Origin of the sequence: Janibacter sp. GXQ6167 (assembly GCF_041365945.1) — a bacterium.
In the GTDB taxonomy this organism is placed as follows: domain Bacteria; phylum Actinomycetota; class Actinomycetes; order Actinomycetales; family Dermatophilaceae; genus JBGFSK01.
Genome location: NZ_JBGFSK010000002.1, coordinates 218,088 through 232,305, shown reverse-complemented (window position 1 = coordinate 232,305; position 14,218 = coordinate 218,088). Strand labels below are relative to the sequence as shown.

14 protein-coding genes are annotated in these 14,218 nt (G+C 69.1%); 6 read left to right on the top strand and 8 right to left on the bottom strand.

What is annotated here, in order from left to right; genetic code table 11:
• Positions 1-39: 39 nt before the first annotated feature.
• Positions 40-297, bottom strand: a complete 258-nt coding sequence (locus AB8K43_RS03950) for a hypothetical protein (RefSeq protein ID WP_370891707.1) — start codon at positions 295-297, stop codon at positions 40-42.
• Positions 298-559: 262 nt separating this feature from the next.
• On the opposite strand from AB8K43_RS03950, the gene AB8K43_RS03945 reads away from it, so the two are divergent.
• From AB8K43_RS03945 to AB8K43_RS03930, 4 genes are all read left to right on the top strand, one after another.
• Positions 560-1,228, top strand: coding sequence for a hypothetical protein (locus AB8K43_RS03945; RefSeq protein ID WP_370891705.1), 669 nt, complete (start codon positions 560-562; stop codon positions 1,226-1,228).
• Between the two features lie 3 nt (positions 1,229-1,231).
• A complete protein-coding gene (locus AB8K43_RS03940) occupies positions 1,232-1,525 on the top strand; it encodes a transcriptional regulator (protein ID WP_370891703.1) in 294 nt (97 codons plus the stop codon).
• Positions 1,526-1,681: 156 nt separating this feature from the next.
• Positions 1,682-3,043 (top strand): DUF2252 domain-containing protein, encoded by a 1,362-nt coding sequence (locus AB8K43_RS03935; protein WP_370891702.1) that lies wholly within the window; start codon positions 1,682-1,684, stop codon positions 3,041-3,043.
• Between the two features lie 71 nt (positions 3,044-3,114).
• Positions 3,115-3,945 carry a GTPase domain-containing protein gene (locus AB8K43_RS03930; protein WP_370891700.1) on the top strand — a complete coding sequence of 277 codons (831 nt, stop codon included), beginning with the start codon at positions 3,115-3,117 and terminating at the stop codon, positions 3,943-3,945.
• 17 nt (positions 3,946-3,962) lie between these two features.
• On the opposite strand, the gene AB8K43_RS03925 is transcribed toward AB8K43_RS03930, so the two are convergent.
• From AB8K43_RS03925 to AB8K43_RS03915, 3 genes are all read right to left on the bottom strand, one after another.
• Entirely contained in the window at positions 3,963-4,853 is an 891-nt protein-coding gene (locus AB8K43_RS03925) for an SGNH/GDSL hydrolase family protein (RefSeq protein ID WP_370891698.1), read from the bottom strand.
• Between the two features lie 86 nt (positions 4,854-4,939).
• A complete protein-coding gene (locus AB8K43_RS03920) occupies positions 4,940-7,699 on the bottom strand; it encodes a patatin-like protein (RefSeq protein ID WP_370891697.1) in 2,760 nt (919 codons plus the stop codon).
• A 111-nt stretch (positions 7,700-7,810) separates the two neighbouring features.
• On the bottom strand, positions 7,811-8,851 hold the full coding sequence (locus AB8K43_RS03915) for an agmatine deiminase family protein (RefSeq protein ID WP_370891695.1): 1,041 nt from the start codon (positions 8,849-8,851) through the stop codon (positions 7,811-7,813).
• Between the two features lie 120 nt (positions 8,852-8,971).
• Here AB8K43_RS03915 and AB8K43_RS03910 point away from each other — a divergent pair, with 120 nt between their 5' ends.
• A complete protein-coding gene (locus AB8K43_RS03910) occupies positions 8,972-9,823 on the top strand; it encodes a universal stress protein (protein ID WP_370891693.1) in 852 nt (283 codons plus the stop codon).
• Positions 9,783-11,363 (top strand): APC family permease, encoded by a 1,581-nt coding sequence (locus AB8K43_RS03905; RefSeq protein ID WP_370891691.1) that lies wholly within the window; start codon positions 9,783-9,785, stop codon positions 11,361-11,363. Before AB8K43_RS03910 ends, AB8K43_RS03905 begins: the two co-directional genes overlap by 41 nt.
• 5 nt (positions 11,364-11,368) lie before the next feature.
• Here AB8K43_RS03905 and AB8K43_RS03900 read toward each other — a convergent pair whose 3' ends face one another.
• The 4 genes from AB8K43_RS03900 to AB8K43_RS03885 are packed head-to-tail and all read right to left on the bottom strand — an operon-like array spanning position 11,369 to position 14,190.
• On the bottom strand, positions 11,369-12,175 hold the full coding sequence (locus AB8K43_RS03900; RefSeq protein WP_370891689.1) for an alpha/beta fold hydrolase: 807 nt from the start codon (positions 12,173-12,175) through the stop codon (positions 11,369-11,371).
• 52 nt (positions 12,176-12,227) lie between these two features.
• On the bottom strand, positions 12,228-12,827 hold the full coding sequence (locus tag AB8K43_RS03895) for an NADPH-dependent FMN reductase (RefSeq protein WP_370891687.1): 600 nt from the start codon (positions 12,825-12,827) through the stop codon (positions 12,228-12,230).
• On the bottom strand, positions 12,824-13,693 hold the full coding sequence (locus tag AB8K43_RS03890; RefSeq protein WP_370891685.1) for a pirin family protein: 870 nt from the start codon (positions 13,691-13,693) through the stop codon (positions 12,824-12,826). The genes AB8K43_RS03895 and AB8K43_RS03890 overlap by 4 nt, the downstream gene beginning before the upstream one ends.
• Positions 13,690-14,190 carry a MarR family winged helix-turn-helix transcriptional regulator gene (locus AB8K43_RS03885; protein ID WP_370891683.1) on the bottom strand — a complete coding sequence of 167 codons (501 nt, stop codon included), beginning with the start codon at positions 14,188-14,190 and terminating at the stop codon, positions 13,690-13,692. Before AB8K43_RS03885 ends, AB8K43_RS03890 begins: the two co-directional genes overlap by 4 nt.
• Positions 14,191-14,218 lie beyond the last annotated feature (28 nt).

Below are 14,218 nucleotides of genomic sequence, written 5' to 3'. Positions count from 1 at the left end.
TAGCGATCTTGTTCAATGAAGGCCTGAGGGACGCCCCGGCTAGCCGTAGACGATGCGGCGCAACTGGCGTGCGCTCAGCTCCGGTGGGGCGACGACGCGCTCGGCGAGTTCCGCGCCGATCCGGGCGAAGGCCGCGTCGTTGCGAACCCCGTGGGTTTTAAGGGTCTGGTGCCGACGCCGGACATAGGTCTCGGCGGGCTCTCGATACCAGGCGATGACATCGCCGACGACCCGCTCCGCCTCGGCCGGGGTCAGCCCGGTCGTGGCCGCGACGCGCTCGACGATCTCGTCATCCACCGCCCCATGGTGCGCCCCCTTCGCGCCAAATGCAAAGAATCTGCCCGATTTCGGGCAGATTCCCGCCCCAACACCTCTGCGCGCTGCGTCACCCCGGACGCCCGTGCGCGGCGGAACCATCCCTAGAACCTCCGACATTCCCGTGGAACTCCGCGAGATATCGGGAGTTTCCCGGGATCCCGGTCGAAGGGGTTGACGCAGATTGGTTTGGAGTGCAAACCTTTAAATGGTTTGCACCGCAAAACTAAGGAGAGCGAGAGCCATGAACGACGCCAAGCACACCCCGAAGGGCGCGGTGCCGATGGAGGGCGCCAAGGGCCGAGGCGACGAGGGCGCGATGAGCCCCGAAGAGGCCGCGGCCCTCCTCGAGCGCACCAGCACCTCGGTACGCCGGGCGACCGACCCGTCCACCTCCATCCTCTTCGCGGCCTGGGCCATCTCCTGGACGATTGGCTACGTCACGATCTGGTACTCGACCAAGGACCAGGTGGTCTACACGGGGCCACCGGCGTGGGCGAGCATCACGATGGGCCTCGCCCTCGCGGCGGCGCTGGTGGTCACCATCGTGGTGATCTCTAAGGCCGTCCACGGCATCGAAGGGATGAGCGCGACGGCCGGCAAGTACTACGCAGCGACCTGGCCACTTGTGTTCATCGCGTGGTTCGCGATCATGAGTGGTGCTGTGCGGCTCGGGGCGTCCGACACCATGCTGGGCTTCTTCTCGGCGATCATCCCCGCCCTGCTCGTCGCGACGATCTACTGCGCCTCGGCGGCGCAGCTCGGCCGGTCGATGTTTGTCGTCGGCGCCTGGCTCGCGGTAACGGTGGCGATCGCCGCGCAGTTCGACGTGCGGACCCTCACGCTCGTCATGGGAGTGCTGGGCGGTCTCGGGTTCGCCGTCGGCGCGATCATCGGCCGCTCGGAGCGCTGATCGATGGACGATCTCGATCCGGTGATCCACGCGACCGTCCGGCTGAAGATCATGGCCGCGCTCACTGCCCTCGACCGCGGAGATGGCCTGAGTTTCCCGCGACTGCTACAGCTCCTCGACCTCACCGGGGGCAACCTCACGACCCATCTGCGCAAACTCGAAGAAGCCGGGTACGTCGAGGTGACCCGCACCGGGGCCGGCCGCGGGTCCCGGTCGCATGCCGCCGCCACCGACGAAGGGCGCCTCGCGCTCACCAGGTATCGCCGAGCGCTCGCCGAGATCCTCGGCGACGCCTGACCCCCTTCCCTCCGCGCACCCGGCGTCTTTGGGAAACTCCCGAAATCCCGTGGAACTCCACGAGACATCCGGAGTTTCCGGGGACGCCCGGCGCATCCCGGGATGAACGCCCACCCTTTAAGGTGGTCTCCCACCGTCTCGCCCGAGGGAGCCAATATGGCCACCGCCAAGGACCTGCGCACCGCCTTCCCGAGAAGCCGCCAGGCCGAACTCCCCCCGACGGACCGAGACCCGGTCGCGATCCTCGACTCCCAAAACGCCACCCGCCTCCAAGAGCTCGTCCCCGTGCGCTTCGGGCGGATGCTGCAATCCCCCTTCGCCTTCTACCGGGGCGCAGCGGCCCTGATGGCGACCGACCTCGCCGCTGGCGGTTCGACCAACGTGCCGGTCGTCTCCTGCGGGGATGCGCACATCTCCAACTTCGGCTTCTTCGCCTCTCCCGAGCGCACCCTGTTGTTTGACCTCAACGACTTCGACGAGGCCGGGATCGCGCCCTGGGAGTGGGACGTCAAGCGCCTCGTCGCCAGCATCTACATCGGCGCGCGCGAGAACTCGATGAGCGAGGACGCGTGCTACGAGGCGGCTCGCACGGCCGCGGCGCGCTACCGCGAGGTCCTCGGCCGCATGCAGGGCATGACCGCGCTCGAGCGCTACTACTCCCGGGTCGACGCGACGATGATCGAGTCCTTCGCGCAGACCAGCAAGCAAGCCCGCAAGATCCGCAAGGTCACGGCCAAGGCCCGGGGCCGGACCTCCGAGCAGGTCCTCGACAAGATCGGCACCGTGACCGAGGACGGTGAGTTGCTGATCGTCGATGACCCGCCGATCCTGCAGCACACCGGACACGCCAGCCACGACCGACTCCAGCGCTTCATCACCTCGTACACGCACACGGTCCGCGCGGACATCTCCCAGTTGCTCCAGCAGTACCGCGTCACCGATTACGCCCTTCGCGTGGTCGGGGTCGGCAGCGTCGGCACCCGCTGCTACATCGTCGCGCTGCAGGGCCCGTCGGGCGACCCGCTCTTCATCCAGATCAAGGAAGCCGGTCCGTCGGTCCTCGTCACCTACGGCGGGATGCCGCAAACCATCCCCGGCGTCATCGAGGCGCCCGATCACACCGAGGGCCATCGCGTGGTCGCCGGTCAGCGCATCCTGCAGTCCCAGTCCGACCCCTTCCTCGGGTGGATCGTCGGATACGACGGGGCGAAGGGGGAGCACGTGCGGGTCGACTACTACCTCCGCCAATTTCGCGACATGAAGGGGTCGATCGACCTCTCGTCCTTGAAGCCCGATGGTTACCGCCGGATGGGCGAGGTGTGCGCTGCGTTGCTCGCCCGGGCGCACTCGCAGTCGGTCGGCGCCGCTCAGGCGAGCGCCTACCTCGGCTCATCGGCAAAGACCGACGAGGCCTTCGCGACCTGGGCCCGCGGCTACGCCGATGTCAACGAGCGCGACTACAAGACCCTGGCCCAGGCGGCGAAGAAGGGCGATATCCCGGCCGAGTTCGGCGTCTAATCGATGCCCCGAGCGGCCATCCTCTTCGGGCCAAGGCGCATCGCGAGCCCTCGACCAGGTAGACAAGTGCCATGAACCGCCCCTCGATGCGCCTCAACGGACCCGCCCGCGCAGCGATCGGTACGACCATCGCGAGCACCGCGATCCCTGCCCTCGCGAGCGCGCGCCACCAGGTCAGCCAACTCCTCCACGGCCGCTTCCCCGCGGTCGCCGTGACCGGAATGACCGGCGTCGGCAAGACCCGCCTCGCCGACCGGCTCGCGCGCCGATCGACACCGGACGCGGCCGCCGAGGTCGGCTCGGCCACCATGGAGCGGCGCACCCGGCGATCGGCGAAGGGGAAGGGGTTCCGCTTCCGGGTCGTCCCCGGCGACAACGCCGCGACCCGGCTCGGCGCACTGGACGAGGTGTTCCACGACGAACCGGTCGACGGGGTGCTGCACGTGGTGGCCTACGGGCACGCCACCGCGCGCCGCACGGCCGGCACCACCGGGCACGCCGAGGCGACGCGTGACCAGCAACTCGCCGCCGAGCTCGAGGACTTCTCCATCACCGCTCACCGCATCGCCTCCATGGCTGTCCGGCGCGGCAAGCCGGTGTGGCTGATCATCGTCGTGACCAAGACCGACCTCTATCCGGACCAGGTCGATGAGGCCGTCGCCTACTACTCACCCGGCAGCGGATCTCCCTTCGGCGCCAAGCTCGATGAGTTGCGCGCGCTCGCCGGTGGAGCCCGGTTGTCGATCGACGTGCTCCCGGTGTGCGCGCTCGAATCCAAGGAAGCCAAGGAGGCCGCGAAGGGGACCAAGCGCCGGAAGGGGGAGATCGCGCCGGCCAAGCAGTGCGCCGCGATGCTCTCCGCGCTCGAAGCCCGACTCGGTCAACTGAGCGGGCACGTCTAGCCGAAGGGCGCTAGCGCTCACAGGCCGAGCGCGGCCGCGGCTTGCTCGGCCATCGCGCGGTTGCCGAGCGCGCTCGGGTGCACGATCGCGATGTTGTCTACCGAGAAGTTGATCGGGGCAACCCACCGGTTCTCACGCCCACTGCACGCGTCGTGCCCGATCGAAACGGCGGGCATGTCGACGTAGGTGGCGCCGGTCTCGGTTGCGGCCCGCTTCACCGCGCTATTGAGCGTGTCCTGCACCTCACGGATGTAGGCGAAGTCGCCCTCGGCGAAGGGCATGAGCGCCTGGCACCGCTTGGTGAAGGTGGGCGGCAGCGCGTCCTGGTACCCGAGGATTGCGATCTTGGCACTCGGCGCCTTGGCGCGGATGTCCTGCAACACCTGCTTGACGGCCGGGTAGGTGGCGGCGTTGATCTTGTCGACAAACCGCGAGCCGTAGATCTTCTTGCACGGCGACCCGCTGTAGAGCGTGGTCGGGGCCGCGGTCAGGCAGGCGATCCCGGCGGCGAGGAAGGTCTGGTTGTCGTTGCCGCCGATGTTCAACACGACGTAATCGGTGGTGGGCTTCAGCGCGGCGAGCTGGGGCTTGACCCAGGGGTACTGCTGGCCGCGGAAGTCCTTGGTCTGCGCTCCGCCACAGGTCACGTCGGTGAGGGCGAGACCGTGTTGCTTGGCGATGAGCGCTCCGGCGTTCTCGGCCGAGCGGAAGCACAGGGCGGGGGCGTCGTTCGCGATCGGCGCGACCCAAGACCCCGCGGCCCACGAGTCACCCATCGCGACGATCTCTCCAGGCTCTTCGGCCGTGCTGGCCGCGCTCGCGCCCACGCTGGGAAGGGCGACGAGGGCGCAGGTCGCCGCGATCACGGTGGCTGACGTGCGCGCGCGGCGCAGGAAGGACGGGGTCATCGAAATCTCCTCGAGGCGAAGGGGGATGCGAGGTAGGCGTTATTACCTGCCAGTAGCATGGACCCGTCGAGGACCTCTCGGGGGCTTTACGCGGTGGGTTCGCGGCGAACTCGATCGCGCAGCCGACGCCACCGCTCGACGAACCACGCCGCCATCGCCGTGAGCCGCAATCCAATCCCCATGAGCCGCAGAGGAATCCGAGCAAACGCCGGGGTGTCCGAGCGCCGCGCGAGGCCTTTGGCGAGCGATGCACTCGCGCGCGCCAACCGGCGGGCGGCGCCGGCGATCGCGGCGCTGCCGAGTTCGTCGGACCCCCTTCGCTCCCCAATACGCAGCGCCTGCATCACCGCGCTCACCGCCTCGGGGGCGATGCGCCCGTCGGGCTCCTTGGCAGCCGCGTCATAGGCGTCAAGGAAGGCCCGCGCCTCCGGCTCCAGTCCCTCGCCGGCTGCAGCGCCGCGCCGCACGGCGTCCGCGACGCCCCCCAACCCCTCGGAGGCGATCTGATGCTGACGCCGAGAGGCGACCGCCGCGCTCAACCGAGGCAGCGTGAGGGGGATCGTGCGATCGGACCCGGCCCCGGCGGGGGCCGCGAATTCGTCGAGGAAGGCCAACTCCTCCCGCAGGCCCGCATCGCCCGGATCGAGGCCCAGCTGCGCGATCACCTCCCCTGACGTCCGAGCGAGTTGGACGAGTCGGTGCGGGTCGAGGACGAGCAGGACCAGACGAGCGGCGGCGTCGAGTTGCCCCCAGAGGTAGTCGTTGGCCCGCCAACTCTGCTTCACGAAGGCGCCGAAGCGAGCGAACTCGGTGCCGACGAGCTTGTCCTCGGGCGCCGTCCCCGAGAGGTAGTCGGGCGAGTTCCAGCTCACCTGAAGGACTTCGACCGGTTGCTCCCTCGGGACCACGCCGCTCAGCAGCACCTCTTGGTAGATGTGGCTGCGCAGCAGGGCGACCATGACCCGGGCGACGCGACGGTCATCGCGAGCAGGGGGCACGACCGAGCGGTACTCGGCCCATAGCCAGTGCGCCTCTTCGGTCACCTCATCGGCGCTCGGCGGGAGAGGCACACTGACCGGATCGGGGGCGTCGGCGTCGCCTCGGCTGGCCGACTGTGGCGCAGTGCCACCGGCTCGCTGGAGAAGGGGGAGAAGGTCCTCTTCGATGCTCGCGAGGATGCCCGCGATCGCCTCCATCGCGTCCCGTAAGGCGGTAAAAGCTCTGGCGCGCTCGCCGGTCCCGCCCCCGGGCCAACCGGCGTAGGCGGCCTCGGCGGCCTGGTCGACATCCGCCGCGGTCGCAGCGCGCAAGCGGGGTGCCTGCTCGCGCCAATACTCGGCGTTGCGGTCCCGCCAGACATCGAGGGTCCGCCGCACCTCGTGCACCCTCGCCTTGGCCTCGATGAGGCGATCGCGCCCGGACGGATCCGAGGCGCCTTCGCCCCCTTCGGAGCGACCGACTATCGGCAGGCCCAGGGTGCGGTTGATCAGACCGAGGGCGAGGGAGACGGCCTGCTCCACCGGGGCGATCCCCCACGCCCACTCCTCGGTGGTCACGTCTTCGGGAGACGGCACCTGCTCCGGGAGCCGCTCGGGGGCAGAACGCGCTGTGAGGAGCGCGCGCTGGAGTACGGCGCGCTGGCGCGACCAGTCCTGCGGCGATGGCGTCACCACCTGCTCGATCCGGCCAAGGGTTAGCGCGACCGAGTCCTCCGCTCGCCGGCGCCGGTAGAGCCGCATGATCGCCTGCGGCACCGGGCCGTCGATCGGGGTCCCGAGATCGAGGGTCGTGATCGCGATTCCGGCCCGCGCGGCGCGTTGGCGGCGCACCGCGAGATTGTGATCGGTGATCTCGCGGAGGTCATCTTTCACCCCTTCGGAGGCGAAGGCGTTCACCGCGGCGACCGCCACCGTGAGCGCGCTCGGCGGGTCGTCCGCGTGTTCGGGTCCCGGTTCGAGATCGGCCCCGGCCGGGACGGGAGTCGGGCTGACGTAGAGGACGACGCGGCGCACCTCGGCCGCGGACTCACAGCGGAAGATCCGCTGGACGGCGGCACCGAGCGGCAGGTTGTTGATCAGCCCACCATCGACCGCCCACAGGCCCGATCCCGGGTCGATCCCGCCGAGGCTCACGTGCGGGCCGACGTCCGGGCGTCCGGCCTCGGACCGCCCGATCGGCAGATACACCGGCTCGAAGATCACCGGGACCGACGCCGTCGCTCGCGACGCCCACGCCAGCTTGGCGGGCATCTCGCAGGCCTCCGGGTCCGCGAAGTGCTCGGTCCGAAACCGCAGCGTCCCCGCCCGTTGGTCTTCATCGATGACCTCTCCGAAGTCGTCGACGAGGACCCGGTGCCGCGCCGTGACCGCGGTGAAGGTCGTCACCAAATCCACCATGCGCTCGCCCGCAGCGCGCCGGTCCGCGCACCACCTCGCGAGGCGGTCCCGAAGCACCGGGTAGAAGGCTCCGTCGCCATCGAGGATCGACGGCGGGTCCGGCTCGCTCGATCGCCGGATCAGTCGGCCGAGGTCGGCGGCCTGCGTCCACACCTCCCGCACGTCCTCCACCTCGGCGACCGGGACCTGCCACGCGACGGCCGCGGCGAGCATCGCGCCGTTGATCCCTCCGGCGCTCGTCCCCGTCACGACATCGACCACCGGTCGGGTCTGGGTGAGGTCGAGCAGGCGCCGGTAGAGGTCGTTGCCCCCACCCTCGGCGTCACGGCTCTCGAGGAGGCGGTAGAGCTCGACCGTGGCGCCGCCCATCCAGACCGCGAGACTGAACCCGCCCGTCATCACCGGCGCAATCCGCAGCTCTCGCTCGCCGACGGCATGGTTCCGCTCCACCCGATTCACGCCTCCCGCGACCCACACATCGTGACCTGCCTCACATCGTAGGACGAGGGGTGTGGAGCGGCGCTCCACCGGCGGTCGGGCTGAGCGCTGCGGGCGAAGGGGTCAGGAGAGTGCGGGTTGCGCGAGCGCTGCGTCGCTGATGCCGCCCCCAGACGCGAGGACCTCGGCGTCGACCTCGGTCACCGTGTGATCGGGGTAGAGCTCGGTGAGCGCCTCTCGCGCGGCCGCGTCGACCCCCTTCGGCAGGATCAGCCCGCCGTTGCAGACGTAGTAGTCGAGCGACTCGGCCGACACGGAGATGACCTTTAAGGAGTCGCCGTCGGTGTCGCGGGCCTCTCGCAGGACCTCCACCTGCGATCGGATGATCTCGTCCGCGCCCGCTCCGGCGGTGCCCGGTCGAGCGGCGAGCACCGTGCCCTTCCCCGCGAACCGCGCGTAGCGGCCACCGCCTCGACCATCGCGTTGCGCCTCACCGGGCAACCAGATGATCGTGCGGAGCCCGAGGAGCAGGTCGAGTTCGCGTTCCACGGCGTCCTTGTCCCACCCGGGGTTGCGCTCACCTCCGAGCACGGCCGACTCGGCCAGCAGGGCCGTGCCACCACCATCGACCGAGAGCGCGCCCCCTTCGATCATCAGCTCGGTCCGCACGGGACGCGCGCCGGCCCGATCGGCGACGACCGAGGGGACCCGGGTCCCGTCATCGTCCCCGGACGAAGCGCCGTGCGCGAGCGCGCCAAGCCGCCGATTCTCGGTGACGAAGGTGGGCCCGCTGCGCCCGATCCAGAGGTCAGCGAGTTCGGTCTCCACCAGCGTGACGGACTCGCCGAGGCGGTCACGCGCCTCGGCCGCCTCATCGGGTCGCACGAGCATAGAGACCGGTTCGAAGGGGGTGATCGCGGCGGCGATCGCCGCCACGGCGGCCCGAGCCCGGTCCAGGTCGCCCGCCCACTGAGCGCGGGTGGCCCCGTAGGCCATCCAGGTCCGTTCGTGATCGTGGCCGTCGGCGGGCAGCCGCCACGGGTCGTCGCCGAGGTCGTCTTCGACCATCGGCATCTCCGGCTCTTGGCTGCACGCGCTCGCGCCGAGGAGCGCGAGTGCCGTGAGTCCGCCGAGTACGGCCCGTCGCCCTGGCTGTCGCGTCACGCCTGACCCCCTTGTCCGTCGCACTACCTGGTGCCGACAGGGTATGTCGCCCAGGTCTACAGTGACGCTCAACACCTCGCGATGATGCGGGTGCCTCGTTCGGGAGAAGGGGGACCTGACGTGTCCTATCTGGTGGCGTATTCGGACACCGGCGCTGGACGTGACGCCCTCGCGCTCGGGATCCGCTGTGCCGAGGCGGCTGGCGTCGACCTCGACATCGTCGTCGTCCGCACCGCGGAGCGCTCCACCCCGCCCCTGGACGGCTACACCCGCTACGTCGAGGCGGCCGCTGACGAGTGGCTCGAGGACGCTCGGCGTCGCGCGGAGAAGATCCTGCCGCCGTCGCGGATTCGCACTCACCAGCGTTTCGGCGAGTCGACGGCCGAAGGGCTCGTCGACGCCGCTCGAGAGTTGGGCGCGCGAGCGATCATGGTCGGCGGGGCGCGCGGCGGCATCAAGGGTCGCCTCAACATTTCCAGCCTGGCGCGCGTGCTGCTCCACTCCAGCCCGGTCCCGATCGCGCTTGCCCCACGTCGCCTGCGCAAGGTGACCTTGCACGGCGTCTCTCGCCTCTCCGTCGCGGTCAAACACGCCGGTCCGGGGCCGGTCGCCTCCCGCGGGGCCGAGGTCGCCCGGGAGATGGGCTGCCCCCTTCGCCTCGTCACCTTGATCGGACCCGGAGATCATGAACCGGCACCCGATGACCCGGCAGCCGAGCTCGGCGTCGCCGGCGAGGTCGAGGTCACCGCGACCTTCGCCGAGGGCGAGACCGTGGTCGAGGCGCTCGGCACGCTCACCTGGGAGCCAGAGGAGCTGCTGCTCGTCGGGTCGTCCCGCCTCGCCCCGCGCGGCCAGCTCTTCCTCGGCCGCACCGCGGGCAAGATCCTGCGGGAAGTACCGATCCCGATCGTCGTCATCCCGCGCGAGAGCGATGACGCCCCCTTCGCCGAAGGGAGGTCGGCCGGTGAGTGAGGACGTCAAGGCCCGAGACCAGCACGCGATCAGCAAAAAGGGCCTCTCGGAAGGGAGCATCGGCCTGCTCGGCGCCGTGGTCATCGGCGTCTCGTGCGTCGCGCCCGCGTACACGCTGACCGCAGCGCTCGGGCCCACCGTCTCCGAGGTCGGCTTCCAGGTCCCGGCGATCATCCTGGTCGGCTTCATCCCGATGCTGCTGGTCGCGCTCGGGTACCGCGAGCTCAACCATGCGATGCCGGACTCGGGGACCTCCTTCACCTGGGCAACGCGCGCCTTCGGTCCCTACCTCGGGTGGATGGGCGGCTGGGGCCTGATCTCCGCGACGATCCTGGTCCTCAGCAATCTCGCGGGGATCGCCGTCGAGTTCCTCTACCTACTGATCTCGCAGGTCACCGGCCAGGACGGCATCGCCGCGCTCGCCGACAACGTGTGGATCAACGTCGTCACCTGTCTGACCTTCATGGCGGCCGCGACCGCGATCTCCTACCGGGACATGCAGACCACCCAGCGCCTGCAGTATGTCCTCGTCTCCTTCCAGGTAGCCGTGCTGATCCTCTTCGGCGCGATGGCGATCTACCGCTTCACACAAGGGGAGGCCTACGACGCGAGCGCCTTCTCGTGGGAGTGGCTGAACCCGACCGCCGTCGAGTCCTTTAGCCTCTTCGCCGCGGGCGTGTCCCTCTCGATCTTCATCTTCTGGGGCTGGGACGTGACGCTCACGATGAACGAGGAGACCAAGGACCCCGACAAGACCCCCGGCCGCGCCGCGGCGCTCACCGTCATCACCATCGTGACGCTCTATCTCTTCTTGTCGATCTCCCTGCTGATGTATGCGGGGACGGGCACCGGCGAGTACGGGCTCGGCAACAAGCACATCCAAGAAAACGTCTTCCACGCGCTCTCCGGGCCCGTCCTCGGACCGCTCGCGGCCCTGGTGTCGCTCGCCGTGCTCTCCTCGTCGGCGGCATCCCTCCAGGCCACCTTCGTCTCCCCCGCCCGGACCCTCCTCGCGATGGGGCACTACCGGGCGCTACCGAAGGCGTTTGCGCGCATCCACCCGCGCTTCCTCACGCCGGGCTTCTCGGTCCTCGTGTCCTCGGTCATCGCCTCGGTCTTTTACACAGTGATGCGCTTCATCAGCGAAAACGTCCTCTGGGACACCATCACCGCCCTCGGCATGATGATCTGCTTCTACTACGGGCTCACCGCGTACGCGAGCGTCTGGTACTTCCGGACCCAATTGACCAAGAGCGCGCGCAACTTCGTCTTTATGGGGCTCGCCCCCTTCATCGGCGGCACCGTCCTGCTGGTCTTGTTCGTCCACACCCTGATCGACTCGATGGACCCCAAGTACGGGTCCGGATCGTCGATCGGCGGGGTCGGGCTGGTCTTCGTGCTCGGGATGACCGTGATGATCGTCGGCATTCTCCTCATGCTCTGGCAGCGGATCACGATGCCGGGATTCTTTAAGGGAGAGACGCTCACTCGAGGGGTCTCCGACGGACACGAAGACGACGCGGTCACCCTGCCGGAGTAGGGGCGTTACCGCGCCGGGAGGTGTTCGTCGATGAAGGCGAGGACATCGGCGATGACCTCGTCCTTGTTGGTCTCGTTGAAGATCTCGTGCCGAGCGCCCTCGTAGTGCTTGGCGTGGCTGGTGTCGCCGGCGATCTGCTCCCAGCCGTAGCGGGTGTCCTCGATCGGCACGAGGTGATCGTCGGAGCCGTGCAGCCAAAGCGTCGGGACGCCGAGGGTCCCGCCGTCATTGATCGTCCGAAGGGCGGTCGCGAGGGCCTGCAGGGTCGGGCGCTTGAAGTCGCCATGCCAGACGAGCGGGTCGGCCTCGTACGCGGCGCCGACGCTCGCATCGCGGCTGAGCGTCGCGGGATCGATCGGCGTCGGCGGAATCTGATCGAGGTCGAGCAGTTCGGTCACGCCCCACCGTCCGAGGACCGGCCCGGAGAGCACCGCGCACACGACATCCCCACCGAACCGCTGGAGGTAGCGCGCCCCGATCATGCCACCCATCGAATGGCCGATGATCACGACCGGGAGGCTGGGGTGCTCGCGGCGGGCGTGCTCCACGACCCGGCGCACATCCTCGACCACCGGTTCGAAGTCGGCGATCAGGACCCGCTCGCCATCGCTGCGGCCGTGCCCCACGTGGTCCGCTCCGTAGACCACCGCGCCGTTGGCGACGAGACGATCGGCGACCCACTCGTATCGACCGAGGTGCTCGCCATACCCGTGGACGAGCACCGCGATATAGCGCTGCTCATCACCGGCCCACCGCACACCGGCCAGAGCACCGGCCCCGCCGTCGAGGGTGAACTCACTGCGTGTGGTCATCTGCGCTCCTAGTCCGAAGGGGGTCTGCCTTCAGCCTAGGCCGCAGCCGGCCTCAGCAGCCGAGCGCGGCGTGAATCGCCGCGAATCCCACTTCGAGCTCGGCCCGATGCCGCTCGACGACATCGCACGCGTTGGTGAGGTGTCCCTCTTCGTCCCGGTCGGCGTCGGTCACGGTGATCGCGACGGTCGGGTCGAGGACATCGGCCCGCACAACCCCGAAGACCACCCGCAACTGCTCGGCTGCGCGCACGCCGCCGTGATAGCCGTAGGTGACCAGCAGGATCGGCTTGTCGTTCCACTCGGCGTAGAGCGTGTCGATCGCGTTCTTTAGCGGCGCCGGGTAGCCGCCGTTGTACTGCGCCGAGACCACGATGACCGCATCGAGCCCATCGATGACCTGCTTCCAGGCCTTCGTGTGCTCGCGGACGTAGTCGCCCTTCGCGGGCATCCTCGGCTCATCAAGAAGGGGCGGTCCTACCTCGGCGAGGTCCACCACTTCGACGGTCGCCTCCGAGCGTAAGCGCGCCATCTCGGCGACCTGGTCGGCCACATCGCGGCCGATCCGGGTCGGGCGGGTACTCCCGACGAGGACCCCGATGACGGGGACGCGCGTCTGCTCGCTGGTCGTTGTGGGTGCGGTGTCAGTGCTCATACGAGGTGTCCAAACGTGCCGGCGTTGAAGTCCTGGATCGCCTGAACGATCTCACGCTCGGTGTTCATGGCGAAGGGTCCGTAGAAAATCACCGGCTCGCCGATCGGTTCGCCGCCGAGGACGATCGCGCGGGCACCGGTCTCGGGAGCGGTGAGGGTGAGCTGGTCGCCGGAGCGCTCAAAGATCCCGAGTTGCTCGTGCCCGATCGTGCCCCCTTCGGTCTCGATGGAGCCGTCGAGGACGAAGACCATCATCGTGTGGCCGTCGGGGACCGCGAGCTCGGTCGATTCATTGGCGCTCAGCTGGACGTCCCAGAGCTCGATCGGGGTGTGGGTGAGCGCCGGCCCCTTCTCGCCGTCGAGTTCGCCGGAGTACAAGGTGACGGTGCCGCCGCCGTTGAGCTTGACCTTGCCCATCTGCTCGGCGGTGAGGGCCTGGTAGCGCGGCTCGTTCATCTTGTCGTAGCTCGGCAGGTTCACCCAGAGCTGCATCATGTGGAAGCGGCCGCCCTGCTTGGCCCACTCCACCTCGTGGTACTCCTTGTGCAAGATCCCCTTCGCGGCAGTCATCCACTGCGCATCGCCGGGGAAGATGATGCCGCCACCACCGGTCGAGTCGTGGTGCTGGACCGCGCCCTCGAAGGCGAGGGTCACCGTCTCGAAGCCGCGGTGCGGGTGCGCACCGACCCCTCGGGGTCGGTCGGTCGGCGGGTACTCCTTGACCGGGTGGTAGTCCATCAGCAGGAAGGGGTCGGCAATCTCCTGCAGGCTCGGGTTCCCGGGGAGGAGTTGGGTGACGTAGAAGCCGTCGCCCACCCAGTGGAAGCCATCGCCGGAGACGATCTGGCTGAGAGTGCGGGTCGTCATCGTGACGTGTCCTTACCTTCGTCGGAGCCCTGCGCGGCATTGCGCAGGGTCTGGATGGTCTCGCCAAGGGCCTGAAGTTGCTGCGGGTTCAAGGCGGCGAAGGGGGCGCGCGCGACGGCCGCGTTGGTGCGAGCCGCGGCGCGGCGCAAGGTGCGGCCGTCGTCGGTGAGGCTGATCAAGACGGCGCGCTGATCGCGTGCGGAGGTGGTGCGGGTGAGGAGCCCTCGCGCGACGAGCCGGTCGATCAACCGGGTCAGCGCGGTGCGGGTGAGGATGACGCGTTCGGCGAGTTCGCCATGGCGCAGGTGTTCGTGCGGGCCGAGGTTGATCAAGACGTCGAACTCGGAGACCGAGAGGTCATGGCGACTGCGGAACGCGGTCTCGAGGCGGCCGATCACCTCGGCATGGAACTCGAGCATGGCGCGCCAGATCTCCACGGGCCCGCTCGGCGCCTGGGGCGTCGTGCGATCGGGTGCTGTCGCCGTCGCGGTCGACATCTCCGTCCGACCTCCCTTGATCGATACC